This window comes from Pseudoalteromonas sp. UBA6610 (assembly GCF_002433295.1).
Lineage (GTDB): Bacteria > Pseudomonadota > Gammaproteobacteria > Enterobacterales > Alteromonadaceae > Pseudoalteromonas > Pseudoalteromonas atlantica.
Genome location: NZ_DJHW01000125.1, coordinates 3,518 through 21,257, shown reverse-complemented (window position 1 = coordinate 21,257; position 17,740 = coordinate 3,518). Strand labels below are relative to the sequence as shown.

The following is a 17,740-nucleotide window of genomic DNA, read 5'->3' as shown; positions in this document are numbered from 1 at the left end:
TTACTGAAGGGTTGGCTATGAAAGACAGTTTTTTTAGGTCGATGACCTGGCTACATACCTGGGTGGGCTTACTTACCTGTTGGATTATTTACGTAATATTTTTTGCAGGCACAGCGAGCTTTTTTAGAGACGAAATAAATCTGTGGAATCAGCCGGCTATACACAATGTGCAAGCCCAAACCGACAGAGTGGCCGCGCAAAGGCAGCAAATTATAAAGGGCTTTGATTATTTGAATCAGCACGCTGCAAATTCCCCTAGTTGGCGTATTACCTTGCCCGAAGAGCGAATACCGTATTTGGTATATGGCTATGCAAAACCTAAAGAGCCGGGGCAGCGCCGCAGCCAGTTTGTAAATACCCAATTAAACCCAAACACCATGCAAGCGCTGCCTCCTTTTGTTGAAAGTAAAGGTGGTAACTTTTTTTACCGGTTGCATTATCAGCTTTATTATTTAGATGCCATAACAGGGCGCTGGGTAGTGTGTTTTGCCAGCTTTTTTATGCTGCTGGCAATAATTTCCGGCGTGGTTATTCATAAGCGCATATTTAAAGATATGTTTACTTTTAGGCGCAATAAAGGGACTCGTAGCTGGTTAGATGCACATAATTTAAGCTCGGTACTTGCCCTACCGTTTCATTTAATGATTACCTACACAGGCATCATTACGCTTATATTTATGTTGTTCCCCTACCCTGCGTTAACGACTTACGACAAGGGTATGCGTGGCTTTTTTAACGATGTAACACCTAGCAATAACGTGACTAATAACGCCCAAGGCAGTGCAGAATTGCTCCCTATAAACACTATTTTGGATCAAGTTTATACTAAGTGGCCTAGTGCAGATATTACACGTGTTCAGGTTAGTAAACCGAATATGGCCGCTTCAACAGTAACGGTATTGGTAAGCCCTGCAAAGGCGCTTCGCGATCAATCTCCGCGGCTTTTGTTTAGTGGTGCTACCGGCGAATTAGTTGCACAAACTGATGACGAACTTAGCAGCAGTAAAGCACTTTATGAATCACTTAACTCTATGCATACAGGGCGCTTTGCTACGCCTTTACTGCGCTGGTTATACGTACTTGGCGGTATTGCAGGCTGCGTAATGATTGGCTCTGGCTGCATAATGTGGGCTAAACGCATACGCGAGCGTAATAAGGGTAAAGCCTCATTTGGCTTACAGTTAGTTGAAGCTTTAAACCTTGCCACCATCATGGGTTTACCACTGGCTACCTGCGCCTTTTTTATTGCCAATAGATTACTTAGCCCGACCGTAGCAGGGCGTGGTGAAAAAGAAGTTACAGCGTTCTTTTTAGCGTGGTTAGTGGTTGCCGTTATGGCACTTTTAAAGCGCGATAGGCTGCAATGGCGTGTAATGGCAGCCATAAATGCCCTCGCCTGTTTGAGTGTACCGGCAATAAATGCGCTCACCACACAGGGCAATATAGTGAGCTACTTACTTAATAAACAATGGGCCTTGTTTATTTTCGATGCGGTATTTTTACTTTTTAGCATACTGTTTTTAGTACAAACCGAAAAATTACGTACTGCTTCTAGCGCATCTAAAAAAACAGCTAATAAGCTAGCCGATAATAAAAAGAGGCAAAAAGCATGATTGATTTACTTAGCTTTAGCCTCTGTTTGTTTGCTTTTAATGGTTTCGCTTTGGCAAAACCAGCGCATTTTAAAACGGTGTTTACAACGCGTCCCTCTAAGCTGCAAAGTAACTTGCTACTAATAGTTGCCTGGATCAGTATTTTACTAAGTTTATTGCTCTGTGTTGTTACGCAGCAGGGATACGGTGCTTTACTGTTTTGTGGCTTTATGGGGCTAAGTGTATTAATTATAACGATTTTTTATAATTTTATAGAAAAGTTGATTAAGCCATTTAGCTTTTTAAATATGTTACTGATTGGCTTATCAGGGCTATTACTGGCAGTAAATTCACTTTAGTTAGTAAAAACCTGATCCAAAGAAAGCCATTAATTTTAGACAAAAAAATGGCAAGCTATAAAGCTTGCCAACAATAGGGGGATATTCAGTATGTCCAACACTTACATGTCTCGTTGCAAGTGCAGCTAATATAGCCCTAACATATTTAACTTACCTTACAGTGAGATGATCGTTTTATTACAGCTGTAACAATCATTTGCTCAACAACTGTAAAGCCCCTTTACATAGCTAAATAACCTACTGTTTAACCCAAATAACTTGCTCTGTAGCAAAGCCTAGTTTGTTTGCTTTAGCTATAAAATGTTGTTTAAGTTTGTCACTAACGGTAGGTGTACGCGATAAAAACCATAAAAAGTCGCGGTTATAACTTGTAATAAACGCATATTGGTAGTCGTCTTGGTCTAGTTCAAAAATAACGTAAGCACCATAAAATGGGCCAAAAAACGAGACTTTAAAATGGCCTGTGTCAGTCCCTTCTACAAATTTAGCTAAACCCTGTGCTTCATCCCACTTTTGCTCTTTAGTTATAAAACCTTTGTTGAGCACTTTTACAGTACCATCGTCATTTACGGTGTAAGTCGCGGTTACTTGCTCCATACCCTCTTCGAATGAGTGATCAAGGCGGGCAATTTCGTACCACTTACCTTTGTATTGCTCAAGGTCAAAGTTTTTAACCGGAGTAATGCCCTCAGGTGCGCTTGTGCAGGCGGTGAGTAAAAATAACCCTGTAATGAGTAAAATAGTCGTAATGGCCTTCATGAAAGCTCCTTTTTAAAAGTGATGTTGTTTGTACGGCTCTAAGCCAATAAAGTTTGCTAGCCGATTAAAATAAATTGCTATAGGATCAGCTAAATACTAGAGCAATTAAAAGATTTAAGCATGAAAATATGGGTAGATGCCGACGCATGCCCTGTGGTAATAAAAGAAATACTTTTTAGAGCCGCTGAGCGCACGCAAACACCAACCATTTTAGTAGCTAACCATGCAATGCGCATTCCGCCTTCAAAATTTATAAGCCGCGTACAGGTTTCGAGCGGGTTTGATGTGGCCGATGACGAAATAGTAAAACGCGTAGAAAAAGGCGATTTAGTTATTACTGGCGACATACCGCTAGCCAGTGAAGTTATAGATAACGGTGGCCAAGCACTTAACCCGCGTGGTGAGCTTTACACGCCAGAGAATATTCGCTCGTTATTAAACGTGCGCGACTTTATGGATACCATGCGCTCAAGCGGCGTAGAAATGAGTGGCGGGCCACCACCGCTTAGCCAAACCGACCGCCAAAACTTTGCCAATAACCTCGACCGTATTTTAGCGCAAAAAAAGGCGAGCTAGTGTGAGTGAGCAACTAATTGGCTTAGGTGAGCAAGCCTTTAGCGTAGCCGTTTATGTGGCAAAAGCGCCGCCTATGCCCTACTTTGCAACTCTACAAAGTGTTGAGCCTGTAATAAACGAGCAAATAAATACCATAAACCAGCACTGTGGTAATGGCTGGCGTAAAGTGTTTAACGTATACGCTAAAGTGTTGTTTGCGCTACCGAGTGAGCATTACAGCTTTGCTAAACAAGCCGCTAGCTGGCAAGCATATCGCGATACACTTTTACTGCAAAAAAACAGTAAAACAGCGCTGTTATTTAGTGCGCCCATCATTAACGGCACAAATAAAAACCAACTGCATATTATTGCTGGGCGAACTCATGCTAAAAACTTATTACAGCAAGGTAAGCTTAATGCGCAATTTAATTGGTTAGACGATGAGTTTGCAATTGATACAACGAATAACATTATTGTGTGCCCGTACTTTGATTACCGGCAGTTAAGTAATATTAAAATAGCCCGATTAAGCGAGCTAGTTGCCAAGCTTAAAACATCTAATTAAAAATGTAAGGACTCAACATGGCGGGAATTTTAGAGCTAAATACGTTATTAAAATCAATGAACCCCGAGCTTAAACAAGGTGAATTTATATTTTGTTGTTTAGCAGGCAACCTTGCTGACTACGTTCATTTAAACCCGCTTGCCAGTTACGTTGAAGAAGAAGGCCTAACCCTTATTTTAAATGCAGATACCGCCAATAAAGCCGGTATTACTTATGAAGCTAAATATAATTTAATTACCCTTAATGTGCATTCAAGCCTTGAGGCTGTTGGGTTAACCGCTGCGGTATCGGCCAAATTAACCGAGCATAATATAAGCGCTAACGTAGTAGCTGCGTTTTATCACGATCATATTTTTGTACAAACCGATAAAGCGCAGGCCGCGATGAAAGCACTTGGTGAGATTTCTTGAGTTTGCGGGCACAGCAACATGTTAGGTGATGTGGATATTAGCGCATCGGGTGGCGCTTCGCTTAACCGACCTACGTTTTAGGATGAGCTTGTCTTAAGCGTTTGATCAGAATTAATATATCCAAATTACTCAACCACTAACTTTGACACTACCCATTTATGCAGTGGGTTTTTATTGTAGCGTGGATGCCACGCGGCAATTACATCAAACGGAGCTGGCAGCTGCTGTAGCTCTATTTTTACCAGTTCGGAGCTTACCGCGCGTGAGGGTAAAAACGCGATGGAGTCGGTGGTTTCTAGGTACATAGGTACAATTGAAAAACACGGTGCCGATACAACAACATTGCGCGTTAAATCAAAGCTTTTAAACCAATCGTCAATAGAGCCTTTAAAATTTGGGCGCGAAGGCGAGGCTATAATGCTTGGGTAACTGGCTATTTGTGCAAGGGTTGGTTTTGTGCCTGCTATTGATGAGTTAGCTGAAGTAACGCAAATATGTTGTTCTTCAAATAACTTAATAATGGGGTAAGTACTTGGGATGTAGTCGGGGGAAGGCAATGGCTAAATCAACTTTACCGTTTTCCATTAAATCGTGCAGGCTGTCGAGTTCAAAGTCTCTTATTATTAATTTTAAATTAGGCGCTTGCTCTCTTAACTCTTTTACAAGCGCTGGCAAAACAACTTGCTGTGCGTAGTCGGTAGCGGCTATTACAAACGCACCATCAACTGTTTTTGGGTCAAATATTTTAGGCGCTAATAATGCCTGAAAATCGTTTAGCAGCTTGTCTATATCTACCGATAACTCTTCTGCATAAGGCGTTGGCACAAAGCCGGTGGTTTTTCTTAAAAACAGCTGGTCGTTAAATACATCACGCAGCTTTTTGAGTTGCTCACTCACAGCTTGTTGGGTTAAGCCTAATTTACTCGCCGCTTTTGATGCGTTTTTTTCGCGAATGAGCGCCTGGAAAATACGCAGCTGCTTTATATCTAGCCTGTCTAACTTACTCATGCCAATGCCTTTGTTGTTTTAGCATTATTAACGTATCACATTACCATTTATTTTTGTATCACTTACATGAAGTGGTTGTTTCTAATTGTCGAGCTACACCCTTATTATGCCCCTACACACTAAATTGAATGATTGGAGCAAACAATGAAAACAGTAATTTTAATCGGTGCACTGGGCAAAATGGGTCAAGCGGCATTGACCGGTTTATCTAAGCATAAAGTAATTACAGCGGGTCGCTCGGGCGATGTAGATCATATTGTTGATATTACGAGTGAAGCGTCAATTACTGCTTTGTACGAAAAAGTAGGCCACTTTGATGCGGTAGTTAATACAGTGGGTTTATGCGAATACGAAACCTTTGCTGATATGAGCGAAGAGCAGTGGATGACGACCATTATGAGCAAAATGATGGGGCAAATTAACCTTGTACGTATTGGTCAAAAGTACATTGCAGATGAGGGCTCATTTACGCTCATTAGCGGTATTTTAAACGTTAAACCGATTCCTTTTGCGATTGCCGATGCAACAACAAGCGGCGCAATAGATACGTTTGCAAAATGTGTATCACTAGAAATGCCACGTGGCACGCGTATTAATGTGGTTAACCCTACTGTGCTTGAAGAAGCGTGGGATGTATATGGCGAAATGATGCCAGGTTTTCAACCCGTGCCAGGCAAGCTTGTTGGTAAAGCGTTTGAGCGTTCGGTTGATGGCTTTATTACTGGCGAAGTTATTTTTGTAGATGCATAACTACCCGCCAAATTGGTGATGCAATTGGCAAAGTAATAAGCGCTTTGCATTAACAGTAACTGCAAAGCGCTTAAATACAGATTTTAATAGGTGATGAAATGAAAAAATTAATACCCGTATTTGCAATATTATTGGCCGCAGGCTGTGCCAGTGTAGCACCAAGCTCGCAATATGTTAGCGAGCCAGGTGCCGATTCTAATAAAGAATGTAAAACCATACCGCGCCATAAACATACGGTTAAATGGTGCAGGCCGCATCCTTCAAGATAAGTTAAACAACGTATCCGCTAAAACCAAGCGCTTTAAAATAAAGCTTAGGAATACCGTATTTGCACTCGTTAAGTAACTCGCTAAAGCGCATTCTATCAAGTGGGTAAAATTCACTGTCTAAGTTTTGAGCTGTGTAGGCTTGCCCTGCATCACTTAAGCCTAAATCGGCACACACAGTAATTTGTGCTTCGCGCTCAAAGTCGGTTTCGGGTTTCATTAAATCGCTAATAAATAAGTTTGCGCCTTTATTTAAATTAGCTTTAATGTTTTTTAGTAGCTGCTTTTTGCTGCCGTCGTCTTTTAAAAAGTGCATTACGAGTAGGCATAGCGCCGCATCGGCCTTAGTAGATAGCTTATCAAGCTCGCCTTCAATAACATTAACGCGCTTTGCTATGCCGTGCTCTTCAAACGCTTGTTTAGCAATTGCGAGCATATCACTTGAGGTATCTTGCGCGGTAAATTGCCAAGTAGGGTTAAGCGCGGCAAGAGCGAGTATTTCTTTGCCTGTGCCTGCGCCCACGACTAAAATATGTGCGTTATCTTTAAGGGTTGCTTTAAGTTGAGCATTAGTAAGTTGGTGCAATAGCTCATAACCAGGGACTAAACGGGTAATGCGGTCGTTGTAATGCGTTGCTTGCTCGCCTGTGAATGTTGGCATTTTTTAACTCCTTTATAAGACTTCAACAGTGGAGTATCCACCACTTTTTTTACTTACATGTACTTGCGTGGCTACGCGTTCACTCATTTCACTCACATGCGATATAACCCCTACTTTACGGCCTTGTGCTTGTAATGAGTCGAGTGCGTCCATAGCAACGCTGAGTGTTTCGCTATCTAACGTACCAAACCCTTCGTCAATAAACAAAGAGTTGATTTGCACTTTGTTTGAAGAAAGCGATGCAAGCCCTAATGCCAGTGCTAGTGATACTAAAAATGATTCACCACCAGAGAGCGTATTAACCGAGCGTTGTTCGTCGGCCATATCGCGGTCAATAATGGCTATATCGAGCGATTGCGCAATGGCAGTGAGCTCGTAGCGTTTATTGAGGGTTTTTAAATGGCTGTTAGCATAATGCAGCAATATTTTAAGGGTTTGTGTTTGCGCTAAATTACGCATGGTTTTACCGGTTGCATCCCCTAATACTTTATTAAGCACGTGCCACTGCTCTACCTGCTTTTTAAGGGTAGCAAGTTCAGCGTGTTTGCCTTTAAGTGCTTTGGCGTTTTGATTGTGTTGCTCAAGCGCGGTATTAGTGCCAAGCAAACTATTTTGTAGCTCAGTTTGTTTATTGGCTAAGGTCGTTTCTTGCTCTGCTAATTGGCTTTCGCTTTTTTCGGGCTTGTTAGTATTTTGGTGATCTGTTTGCGCCTTTTGCTGTTGCTTAAGCGCTGCATTTGCGTCTGTAAGTGCTGCTAAACGCTGCTCAAACTGCATTAATTGCTCTTTTATTTGCTCACTAGTCAGAGTTAGTAAAATTGCGATCTGTTCGTGATTTGCCTCGCTATATTGCGCTTTAAAGTCGCTAAACCAGGCATTGTAGCGCTCTTCAAGTGTGCTTTGCTCTTGAATTTGCTCTGCCAAGCGCTGCTCAATGTTTTTGAGTGTTATAGCGTGCTCATCGCGTTTTTTAATTGCGCTGTCGTGGGCTTGTTGGCTTGTATGTAACGCCTTTTGGCATTGCTCAAGCTGCGCATTAAGTTTTGCTTGGTAATCATCGGCACTTAGTGGCTCGTTGTTAAATAAAGCAAGGCGCTCTGTGCGTGTGGTGCTTTGCAGTTGTTGCGCTTTGGCTAAATCGTCTTTTAAAACTTTAAGCGCTTGCTCACTTTTAGCAATTAACGGTGTGAGTTGCTGTAATTGCTGATTAGCGCTGTCTATTTGTTTTTGACTTTGTTCAAGCTGAACTTGTGTTTGTTGGTACTGCTCAACCTGCTGGCTTAAATCGCTCATATTAAGCGTGTTGTTTTGCAATTGCTGCCAAAAGTCACTGTGCTCAAACTGTGCATTAAGAGTGCTGGTAAGCTCGTTAACTTGCGTATTTAGCTCTGCATGTTTAGTGTTTATTTGGCCAAGCCTATTAGTTAATTCAACATGCTGATTATGCAATTGCTGCTGTGTATGTTGCTCGGCTTTTAAGTTATTTATTAGCTGATTTACTTTTTCTTGCAGGGCTGTTTGCTGTTTTTGCGATTCAAAATAGTGCGACTTTTGACTGCTGAGCTGCGCGTATGTTTCATCAAGCTGCTGTGCTGTTAAGTCGTTAAGCTCTGTACGTGCCCCTTGCATTGTTGTTTTAATTTCTAGCTGCTTTGCCTGTGCGTTCTGTATGGCTTGGCTGTATTGGGCGTGCTCAGTGACAAGTACAGCATGTTGAGTTTGGTGCTGGTGCAGCTTAGCTTGGGCGCTATCGTGTTGCTGCTTAGCTTGGTTATAACTTGTTTCAAAATCGGCTATTAGGTTATTTAATTGCGGGTTTTGGCTGCTTGCATACGGGTGCTCTTTTGCCCCGCACACTACACATGGCTCGTTAGGGGTAAGCTGCGTGCGTAAATGCTCTACGTTTTCGCTGGCACGCAGGCGAGCTTGGTTTAATGCGTATTCACTGTGTTTAAGTGCTTGCTCGCACGAGGCTAAGCTTTGTTGCAATGTTGTTTGCGTTTGCTCACTGTGTACAAGCTTGGCCGCAACCGCCGCTTGTTGTTGTGTGCTGTGTTTTATTTCTTGATTAAACTGCTGGTAGCGCAAGCGCTGATCTTTTAAATATTCAATATTTTTAAGTTTGCTATCGCATTGTTCAATATTAAATTGGCGTTGTTGCTCACTTAGCTGGTTAAGATCTTTTTGTTGATGCGCAAGTTGTTGCTCTTGCAGCTCTACTTTTTTAGTTTGCTCTGCTAACAGCGCCGCTTGTTTAGTTTGCTCTTCTAACAGCTGTTGGTTTTGCGAAGCGGTTGCCTTTATTTGCTCATTGGCACTTAAATACGTATTAAAGCTATGTTGGTAATAATTCCAATCATTAGCCAATGGTTTAAGCTGCGTGTGCTCGTTTAGCCACGTTTGATGCCCAGTGCTGAGTTTGTTTGCCTCATCAAGTGCATGTTGGCTTTGCGTGTACTGCGTTTGTAATTCGCTAAGTTGCTGCTGCTCTTTTTCGCTTTGCTGAGTCAGGTTTGTAATGGTTTGTGCGTGTATAGCAAGTTGGCTGTCGAGCTCGCGGGCTTTTGCAATAATTGGTTCTGCCGTTTGCTTTTGCACTTGCGCTGTTTTTAACTCGCTTTGCTTTGTTGTAAGTGTTGCGGCCTGCTCTTTTATAAGCGCAGCATGGTCAATCGCTTTTAAATCGCTTATTTGCGTACTAAGTGCTTTGTTTTGCGCCGTTAAGTACTCATGACGTTTGCGGTTGTCTTTTATTTCAAGGGCGCTTTGTGCTTGTTTAGCTTGCTCACTTTGCTTTGCTATGGCATCAAGCTGTTGTTGCGCGTGTTGTTGCTGCTTTACTGCGTGTTCTAGTGCCTGCGATAAGCTTGCTGCTTGCTTATACCAATTTAAGTCTTGCTCTGTTGCTGCATGCGTTTTTTTAGTTTGCTCAATTTTTTTAAGTAACTCATCGCGCTGGGTTTGTTTAGCACTTAATTCGTCATCGCTTAACAAGGTGTAGCTTGCAAGGCTTGCATTAAGTAATTCATATTGATCTTTTAGCGCTTTATTACGCTCAAAAATACGTTTACCTATTAAGCTAAATTTATCGGTGCCGGTTAAACACTCTAAAAGTTGTGCGCGTTCATCGCCTGTGGCTTTTAAAAAGGCTGCAAACTCGTGCTGTGCTAACAATACCGCACGCGAAAACTGATCAAAGCTTAGCCCTATTTTGTTCTCTACTTTTTTTATGGTTTGGCTTTTATCGGCTATTAGGGTTTCATCGGGCAAGGTTAGTAACGTATGCTCAGCTACTTTTAACTTGCCTGTTGCCTTTTTGTGGGTGCGGGTAATAACGTAGCGTGCGCGGTATAATTGTTTATCTTGGCCAACAAAATCAACTTCAGCAAAGCCTTCCCATTTGCCTCTGCGCAGTAAGTTACGCGCATCGTTTAGCTTTATGCTGTCGCCGTTAAAATCAATTAAGTTGCCTTTATCGCCTTTTAAGCGTGCTGTTTTAGTATAAAGCGCTAAACAAATAGCATCTAAAAAGGTGCTTTTACCTGCGCCTGTGTCGCCGGTTATAGCAAACAAGCCCGCATCTTTCAGTGGAGCTTGAGTAAAGTCGATTTCGGCATCGACTATTGAGGCTAAGTTGTGAATACGAACTGCGGTTATTTTCATAGTTGCTCTTGCTCCGTCAGCTCACTTATTACATCGTTTAACAGTGTTTTTAGCTCATCTGGTACAGCTTGGCCGGCCATATCTTTGTCGTTTGCAAAGGCTTGTTCTAATAAGTTTAATGGGTTGAGCATTTCAATTTCGCTTAAATCTTCAAATACGGCGCTGTTATCGCTTGTTGTGGTTTGTTCTCGTACCCGCTCAATGCCGCAAAATTTTACGTGTTTACCCTCAAGTGCCTGCTCTATTTGTTCTCTAAAGGTGGTGTCGGTATCACTTGATTTAAGTTTTACGCGTAAATAAGGGGCAATAGTATGTTGTGATGTATCGAGCGCTTTAATTTGCTCGCATAACTCGCTCAATGGCACGCACTCCCCTTTTGGTAAAATAATCACTTCAGCAGAGCGTGGAATGTAAAGGGGGTTTACAGATGTGCTAATAGTTTGTTTTTCATCACTTTTAAATTCTACTATATTAACTTGGTGCGTGTACTTACGCTCTGAAAACGACATAGGAATGGGCGTACCGCTGTAACGAATAACGTCTTTTTTAGCGACTTGCTGCGCTTTGTGTAAATGCCCCAATGCTACGTAGTCTGCCTTGTTACCAAATACACTGGCCGAAATAGACTCCTCCCCACCAATCACTAAATTACGTTCTGAGTCACTTGAAATATCACCGCCTTTGGCATGTAAGTGCCCCATTACAATTAACGGCGAATTTTGCCCGTTAATGCTATAAGCGTGATCAAGGGCAAGCTGATAGGCTTTTTCAACGCCTTGTGCGTAACTAGGGCCGTTTTTAGTATGACTAAGTGAACTTATGTCGCTGGTACGTAAAAAAGGCATAGCGACGATTACAGCGCGTTTATTTTGCGTATTTATTTCAATCACGGTATTGGCTGGGTCGGTTATTTCAAAGCGCCCCACTACATGGGTGTCAAACTGAGCAAGTAAGGGCTGCGCTGCTAATATACGATTTGCTGAGTCGTGGTTGCCGGCAATAATAACAACATGCAATTGCGGGCAACGCTTTTTAGCATCTTTTATAAATTGGTAGAGTTGGTTTTCGGCGCTGGCACTGGGTGTGGCAGTATGATAAATGTCGCCTGCAACTAAAAGTATATCTATGTGTTGCTCTACTAGGGTGCTAAGTAGCCAAGTAAAAAATGCAGCGTGCTCATCACGGCGGTCATGTTCATAAAATTGTTGGCCTAGGTGCCAATCTGAGGTGTGGAGAACTTTCATATCGCGCTCTTAAAAAACCATAAGAGCGCCAATATACCCAAGGCAAGTAAAGATGCAAGCCTCGGGAGGGCTTTAGTTTAGGTAAAACTATATATAGCAATAATAATGACAGGAAGCGCTATCAAAGCCATACCTAGCGGCATTTTTAAACTTTTAGTTTGCTTTGCTTGCAATGCTTTTATGGCATTCGTTTCGTTACAGGCGGCTACTTTATCAATATAAAAATAACCTGAGTCTAGATACTGCTTACAACTTTGCTGATTTGCTGGAATGGCTATTAGCTCTTGTTGTTTTTTTAGGATATAAAAATCCATACACCCACCACATTGCTTACTGGTAATAAGTACATATTTGAGAATAATTGTAACGATTTTATTATGCTCAAATAAAAAAAGTGGGCGATTTTAAATATAAAATGCACTAAATATCAACCTAAAATTTCACTATTTTTAATTTATCGTATAAATAGTTAATATTAGTGAGAACACGGCAATATTTGCGCCAATTATTAGCCACTTTTTACTGTGTTTTTGTTCAGTAGATAGACGTTTTAGTGCATCTTGCTTATTGCATGCCGACACCACATTAACATACGAATATTGGTTTGATTCGTAGCGCTCTAGTAAGTCTTTATCAGCAGGGATAGCTTCGAGCTGATGATCTTTTTTTACAATGTAAAATTTCATATCGGGCTCCTTTAGTTTAAATATGCTGCTTAATTTGTATTGAACCTGAGCGCATTAGAACCGTGTAAACACTGCTAACGCTATAAATTTAAGCTCAATTAAAACAACATATTTTTGCACCTTAATTTAATCCTAAGCTAATGGCATGAATTAGGCCTGAACCCTTATAAATACTGCGTTCGTACCTTAATTAATACACATCAACTAGCTGTGAAGTGTAAACCCCCTTTACAGTTTTAAAAGCGGCTTAATTTACTGATTAAAAAAGCATGTTAAAACAACGTGAATATTACCGTGTTTAATGGGCGGTTGGTCGCTAATTAATTGAACAAAAATAGTAACTTTGTCAAAGTACGCTCACAAAATTCCACTAGGACTCATAATGAAAAAAACAGTTCTTACGCTAAGCGCGTTTGTGTTGCCTTTGGCAATGTCGAGCGCTGTGTTAGCGTCATCCGTTGAGCAAACTAAAGGCTCATTCGTTGATAAGTTTCGCCAGTTAGACGAAGCGCTTCCTACCCCAAATGTTTATCGTAGTGCCGCCGGTGAGCCTGGCGAAAAATACTGGCAGCAACGTGTTAATTACGACATAGATGTAAAGCTTGATGAAAAAAAGCGCCGCTTAACAGCAAGCCAAAGCATTGAGTATAAAAATAACTCGCCGCATACACTTAAATATTTGTGGTTACAGTTAGATCAAAATATTTTTAAAAGCGACTCAATTGCCGAAACCACAAAAACGTTTAAAAGCACGCTAAATAGTTTACCTGCACAAAAGCCGGCTAAATTAAGTTTAGGTGAGCTACGTCGTCAACAATTTATGAGCGACAACGAGTTAGGCTATACAATTAGCAATGTAAAAGATGACAATGGCGATGAACTGCGCGTAACTGTTGTTGATACGCTAATGCGTATAGATTTAAACGAGCCATTAAAACCAGGCAAAGAAGCTGAGTTTAGTATGAACTTTGCTTTTAACATTGTTGAAGAAGATGCCGTAGGTGCACGTTCTGGTTACGAGCACTTTGAAGAAGATGGCAACGATATATTTTTACTTGCGCAGTGGTTTCCGCGTTTAGCTGCTTACACCGATTACGAAGCATGGACAAACAAGCCGTTTTTAGGCCGTGGTGAGTTTACGCTTGAGTTTGGTGATTACGATGTAGAAATTACTGTACCTGCTGATCATATTGTATCGGCAACAGGTAAGTTAGATAACGCAAGCAAAGTGCTTACTCGCACGCAGCGTAACCGCTTAGAAAAAGCTGAAACAGCAAAGCGCCCTGTATTTATTGTTACTGAAGAAGAAGCGTTAGAAAACGAAAAACAAGGTACCGATAAAACAAAAACATGGCACTTTAAAGCAGAAAATGTGCGTGACTTTGCGTGGGCGTCGTCGCGTAAATTTATGTGGGATGCAAAGGGCTATCAGCAAGGTGGCGATGAACAACCTTTAGTGATGGCTATGTCGTTTTACCCTAAAGAGGGTGGCGATTTATGGAAAAAGTATTCAACTGAATCTGTAGTACATACGATGGAAGTGTACTCTCGCTATTCATTTGACTACCCATACCCTGTAGCGCAATCGGTAAATGGCCCTGTAGGTGGTATGGAATACCCAATGATAACTTTTAATGGCCCACGTACAGAGCTGCAAGATGATGGCTCGCGCACTTATTCTCAAGCTGAAAAACGCTTTTTAATTGGTGTGGTTATTCATGAAGTTGGCCATATTTACTTCCCTATGATTGTAAACTCTGATGAGCGCCAATGGACCTGGATGGATGAAGGTTTAAATAGCTTTTTAGATGGCGTTGCAGGGCGTGAATGGGACCCAACTATACCGTGGGGTGTTGAGCCGCGCGATATTGTAAGCTACATGAAATCGCAAAACCAAGTACCTATTATGACGCAGTCAGACAGCGTACTACGTTTAGGCCCTAATGCTTATACTAAACCAGCTGCGGCACTTAATATTTTACGTGAAGTTATTTTAGGTCGTGACTTATTCGACTTTGCTTTTAAAGAGTACGCACAGCGCTGGAAATACAAGCGCCCTACTCCAGCAGATTTTTTCCGTACGATGGAGGAAACCTCTGGTGTTGATTTAGATTGGTTTTGGCGCGGCTGGTTTTACAGCACCGACCATGTAGATATCTCGTTAGATAAAGTGTATCAATTACGTTTAGATACTAAAAACCCTGATATTGACTTTAAACGCTTACGCGATATAGAAGCAGACAAACCAACATCACTATTTGTTAAGCGCAACCGTGAAGAAGGTAAGCAAACTTGGGTTGAAAAAAATCCAGATATTACCGACTTTTACGACGAAAACGACCGCTTTACTGTTACCAATAAAGAACGTAACGCGTACAACAAGTTTTTAAAAGGCTTAGAGCCGTGGGAGCGTAAAACGCTAGATCGCGCGCTTGAAGAAGATAAAAACTACTATGTTATGGAGTTTTCAAATCTAGGTGGCTTGGTAATGCCTATTTTATTAGAGCTAACCTATGAAGATGGCACAACCGAAGAGCGTTACATTCCGGCTGAAATTTGGCGCCGTAATCACAAAAATGTACAAAAGCTTATTGTTACAGATAAAAATAAGCCATTGGTATCGGTAAGCGTTGACCCTCGCTGGGAAACAGCTGATGTAGATGTTGAGAACAACAACTACCCTCGTCGTATTATTCCTTCACGTATTGAAGTGTATAAAAAGAAAAAGAGTAAAGCGAAAGTAAGTCGAGATATTATGCAAGACATTAAAACTGAGCTTAAAAAAGACGAGAAAAAAGATGGTGAGGAGCAACAATAATGCGCTTTTTGCTTATTATTGTTTGCCTTTTAGTTGCTTCGCCAAGTATGGCGCATCAACTAAAGTCATCGGTTACTACGGTGCTTTTTAATAAACGTACTAACAATATTGAGCTTATGCATCGCTTTTATTTACATGATACTGAGCATGCTGTAGCGCATTTATTTAATGGAAAAGCCGATATCATTAGCAACAAGGCCGACCAACAACGTTTTGTAGAGTATGTTGAGTCGCATGTTGCGCTGCAAACCTTAAAGGGTAAGCCATTAACGCTTAGCCAAGTAGGTGCGCAAATTGATGGAAAGTTTTTTTGGGTGTATCAAGAAGCTCCTATCCCAAAAGGGATTGAAGGCATAAAAATGAGTAACGGCGCACTGCGTGACTTATGGCCTTCTCAAGTAAATATGGTAAACGTAGAAGGTAAAGGCAAGATTAAAACCCTTCACTTTACCCAAAACGATACCTGGCTCGAGGCTAAGTTCGAGCAATAAGTACTTCCCCAACCTACGCGCACTGCAGTTTATGTGCGCGTATTCTCCTTTTGTTTATGCTGTGTTCATTTTTGATCTGTTATTACTAGCTGTTCGTAGAATTTTAGTAATTAATTGGTGTTTATAAGGCTAAGTAATAGATAAGTGAATACTTTTCTAATAATTTGTTTGATAAACATTTGCTAAATTATTCTCATGAAGTAGAGTCATTATGTGTACACATGTTGTATTGATTTTTACCCCATTCAAGGAATGATATGAAAGCTCAAGTAGAGGCTATTCAAGGAGTTATATTTGATTTAGATGGCACGTTAGTATCGTCTGAGTTAGATTTCTCTCTTATAAAAGCACAAATAGGTTGCCCATGCGAGCAAGACCTACTTGATTATATTGCCCACCTTCCATCGCCCTACATGCGTGAAGAGGCGATGAATATAGTGCATCAGCACGAGCTGCAAGACGCTCAGTTTGCCACTATATTGCCAGGCGTAACCGAAGCCGTTAACGCCCTTAAAGTTAAAAATATTCCTATGGCTATTGTTACCCGCAATTTTGATAAAGCGGCAGCCATAAAGCTACAAAATAACCCACTACCTATCGAAACGGTATTAACCCGTAGCGATGCCCCAGCCAAACCCGATCCCAGTGCCTTAAATGCAATTGCCACGCTTTGGAATATAAACGCCAGCAACTTGTTATACGTAGGGGATTTTTTATACGACATTCAAGCAGCACATAATGCAAATATGCGCGCTTGTTTGTACGCGCCAAACGCGGTGCCTATTTATGCCGACCAAGCTGATTACGTTTTACGTGAATTTACAGAGTTAGTTACTTTAGTCGAAAGTTACTCACAAAAAGTAGAGTTATGTTAAATAGCGCTTAGCTTTTATTTTTGTGTAATTACTCCTGTATTATTTGCATAGGCTCGGCCTTATTTATTTAGCAATTAGGTTGTTTCAAATTCAGTTTGTAAAGTTCAACAGACCCTAGCCCAATAGGGTTTGAGTTGGTAAAATATGGCAAAATTAACGTATTGATTAGAGGCACAAGATGGGCAGAGCATTTGAAGTCCGTAAGAGCTCGATGGCTAAAACAGCCAACGCAAAAACTAAAGTTAACTCAAAGTACGGTAAAGAAATTTATGTTGCCGCTAAAAATGGCGAACCAGACCCCGATGTCAATCAATCACTGCGTCGTCTAATAGAAAAAGCAAAAAAAGACCAGGTTCCTGCTCACGTAATAGAAAAAGCAATTGAAAAAGCAGCCGGTGGGGCAGGGGAAGATTATTCTCCCGCACGTTACGAAGGCTATGGCCCAGGTAACTGCATGGTTATTGTTGATTGCTTAACCGACAATCCAAACCGTACAATTAAAGATGTACGTTTACCGTTTACCAAAACAGATTCAAAAATTGGTACACCGGGCTGTGTTGCACATATGTTTGATCACCTTGCTGTACTTGGTTTTGCCGGTGACGATGACGAAGTGGTCCTTGAAGCACTAATGATGGCCGACGTTGATGTAACCGACGTTGAAGTTGAAAATGGTAAAGTGTCGGTATTTGCACCTCATACTGAGTACTATAAAGCGAAAACAGCACTTGAGGAAAACTTTGAAGGGATTAACTTTGAAGTAGATGAAATTACGTTTGTTCCGCAAGTGCATGTAGAAATTGAAGATGAAGAAGTTATTGCTAATTTTGACAAGTTCATCAATATGCTTGAAGACTGTGATGACGTTCAAAACGTGTATCACAATGCAATAATTAAAAATTAATTTAGCGCTAGGTACAGTGAGCACTAAATAAAGAACGGTACTAGGGCGTGTTGACCTTTGGCGCTTGAATTTGCAGCAGTATGTTTGGTTTTTAGGCAAGGCAGAGCCTCTGAAGTGTGGTTATTCCCCATAAA

19 protein-coding genes are annotated in these 17,740 nt (G+C 41.2%); 11 read left to right on the top strand and 8 right to left on the bottom strand.

Annotated features, from left to right (window positions below; all coding sequences use genetic code 11):
• The first annotated feature begins 17 nt into the window (after positions 1 to 17).
• Positions 18 to 1,613, top strand: a complete 1,596-nt coding sequence (locus tag B4F91_RS16480) for a PepSY-associated TM helix domain-containing protein (protein ID WP_288636062.1) — start codon at positions 18 to 20, stop codon at positions 1,611 to 1,613.
• Positions 1,610 to 1,951 carry a DUF3325 domain-containing protein gene (locus tag B4F91_RS16475; protein WP_248462103.1) on the top strand — a complete coding sequence of 114 codons (342 nt, stop codon included), beginning with the start codon at positions 1,610 to 1,612 and terminating at the stop codon, positions 1,949 to 1,951. Before B4F91_RS16480 ends, B4F91_RS16475 begins: the two co-directional genes overlap by 4 nt.
• Positions 1,952 to 2,188: 237 nt before the next feature.
• On the opposite strand, the gene B4F91_RS16470 is transcribed toward B4F91_RS16475, so the two are convergent.
• A complete protein-coding gene (locus B4F91_RS16470; protein ID WP_138685447.1) occupies positions 2,189 to 2,710 on the bottom strand; it encodes a lipocalin family protein in 522 nt (173 codons plus the stop codon).
• Between the two features lie 120 nt (positions 2,711 to 2,830).
• Between B4F91_RS16470 and B4F91_RS16465 the strand changes: the two genes are divergently transcribed.
• From B4F91_RS16465 to B4F91_RS16455, 3 genes are read left to right on the top strand one after another with little or no spacing between them, the layout of a single operon-like run.
• On the top strand, positions 2,831 to 3,286 hold the full coding sequence (locus tag B4F91_RS16465) for a YaiI/YqxD family protein (RefSeq protein ID WP_004588273.1): 456 nt from the start codon (positions 2,831 to 2,833) through the stop codon (positions 3,284 to 3,286).
• A 1-nt stretch (position 3,287) separates the two neighbouring features.
• Positions 3,288 to 3,830 carry a DUF6942 family protein gene (locus tag B4F91_RS16460; RefSeq protein WP_286938916.1) on the top strand — a complete coding sequence of 181 codons (543 nt, stop codon included), beginning with the start codon at positions 3,288 to 3,290 and terminating at the stop codon, positions 3,828 to 3,830.
• 17 nt (positions 3,831 to 3,847) lie between these two features.
• Positions 3,848 to 4,240: an ACT domain-containing protein gene (locus tag B4F91_RS16455; RefSeq protein WP_286938914.1), complete on the top strand. Its 393-nt coding sequence runs from the start codon at positions 3,848 to 3,850 to the stop codon at positions 4,238 to 4,240.
• Positions 4,241 to 4,365: 125 nt separating this feature from the next.
• Here B4F91_RS16455 and B4F91_RS16450 read toward each other — a convergent pair whose 3' ends face one another.
• Positions 4,366 to 4,797 carry a LysR substrate-binding domain-containing protein gene (locus B4F91_RS16450; protein ID WP_286938910.1) on the bottom strand — a complete coding sequence of 144 codons (432 nt, stop codon included), beginning with the start codon at positions 4,795 to 4,797 and terminating at the stop codon, positions 4,366 to 4,368.
• Positions 4,754 to 5,248 (bottom strand): LysR family transcriptional regulator, encoded by a 495-nt coding sequence (locus tag B4F91_RS16445; protein WP_286938908.1) that lies wholly within the window; start codon positions 5,246 to 5,248, stop codon positions 4,754 to 4,756. The genes B4F91_RS16450 and B4F91_RS16445 overlap by 44 nt, the downstream gene beginning before the upstream one ends.
• A gap of 144 nt (positions 5,249 to 5,392) precedes the next feature.
• On the opposite strand from B4F91_RS16445, the gene B4F91_RS16440 reads away from it, so the two are divergent.
• Positions 5,393 to 5,998, top strand: a complete 606-nt coding sequence (locus B4F91_RS16440; protein ID WP_286938906.1) for a short chain dehydrogenase — start codon at positions 5,393 to 5,395, stop codon at positions 5,996 to 5,998.
• Between the two features lie 98 nt (positions 5,999 to 6,096).
• Positions 6,097 to 6,267 carry a hypothetical protein gene (locus tag B4F91_RS16435; protein WP_157683944.1) on the top strand — a complete coding sequence of 57 codons (171 nt, stop codon included), beginning with the start codon at positions 6,097 to 6,099 and terminating at the stop codon, positions 6,265 to 6,267.
• Position 6,268: 1 nt separating this feature from the next.
• Here the strand turns inward: B4F91_RS16435 and B4F91_RS16430 are convergent, their stop codons facing one another.
• The 5 genes from B4F91_RS16430 to B4F91_RS16410 form a co-directional block, all read right to left on the bottom strand.
• On the bottom strand, positions 6,269 to 6,925 hold the full coding sequence (locus B4F91_RS16430; protein ID WP_024033000.1) for a class I SAM-dependent methyltransferase: 657 nt from the start codon (positions 6,923 to 6,925) through the stop codon (positions 6,269 to 6,271).
• A 12-nt stretch (positions 6,926 to 6,937) separates the two neighbouring features.
• Positions 6,938 to 10,588, bottom strand: coding sequence for an AAA family ATPase (locus tag B4F91_RS16425; RefSeq protein ID WP_286938903.1), 3,651 nt, complete (start codon positions 10,586 to 10,588; stop codon positions 6,938 to 6,940).
• Entirely contained in the window at positions 10,585 to 11,832 is a 1,248-nt protein-coding gene (locus B4F91_RS16420) for an exonuclease SbcCD subunit D C-terminal domain-containing protein (RefSeq protein ID WP_286938901.1), read from the bottom strand. Before B4F91_RS16420 ends, B4F91_RS16425 begins: the two co-directional genes overlap by 4 nt.
• Positions 11,833 to 11,909: 77 nt before the next feature.
• On the bottom strand, positions 11,910 to 12,146 hold the full coding sequence (locus B4F91_RS16415; protein WP_286938899.1) for a hypothetical protein: 237 nt from the start codon (positions 12,144 to 12,146) through the stop codon (positions 11,910 to 11,912).
• 135 nt (positions 12,147 to 12,281) lie between these two features.
• Positions 12,282 to 12,518 carry a hypothetical protein gene (locus tag B4F91_RS16410; protein WP_154945621.1) on the bottom strand — a complete coding sequence of 79 codons (237 nt, stop codon included), beginning with the start codon at positions 12,516 to 12,518 and terminating at the stop codon, positions 12,282 to 12,284.
• Between the two features lie 382 nt (positions 12,519 to 12,900).
• Between B4F91_RS16410 and B4F91_RS16405 the strand changes: the two genes are divergently transcribed.
• From B4F91_RS16405 to B4F91_RS16390, 4 genes are all read left to right on the top strand, one after another.
• The gene (locus B4F91_RS16405) at positions 12,901 to 15,336 is read left to right on the top strand and encodes a M1 family metallopeptidase (RefSeq protein ID WP_286938897.1); all 2,436 of its coding nucleotides are present in this window, start codon (positions 12,901 to 12,903) and stop codon (positions 15,334 to 15,336) included.
• Positions 15,336 to 15,827, top strand: a complete 492-nt coding sequence (locus B4F91_RS16400) for a DUF6702 family protein (RefSeq protein ID WP_286938895.1) — start codon at positions 15,336 to 15,338, stop codon at positions 15,825 to 15,827. The genes B4F91_RS16405 and B4F91_RS16400 overlap by 1 nt, the downstream gene beginning before the upstream one ends.
• 257 nt (positions 15,828 to 16,084) lie before the next feature.
• Positions 16,085 to 16,702 (top strand): HAD family hydrolase, encoded by a 618-nt coding sequence (locus B4F91_RS16395; protein WP_286938893.1) that lies wholly within the window; start codon positions 16,085 to 16,087, stop codon positions 16,700 to 16,702.
• Between the two features lie 178 nt (positions 16,703 to 16,880).
• Positions 16,881 to 17,606 carry a YebC/PmpR family DNA-binding transcriptional regulator gene (locus tag B4F91_RS16390; protein ID WP_024032996.1) on the top strand — a complete coding sequence of 242 codons (726 nt, stop codon included), beginning with the start codon at positions 16,881 to 16,883 and terminating at the stop codon, positions 17,604 to 17,606.
• Positions 17,607 to 17,740 lie beyond the last annotated feature (134 nt).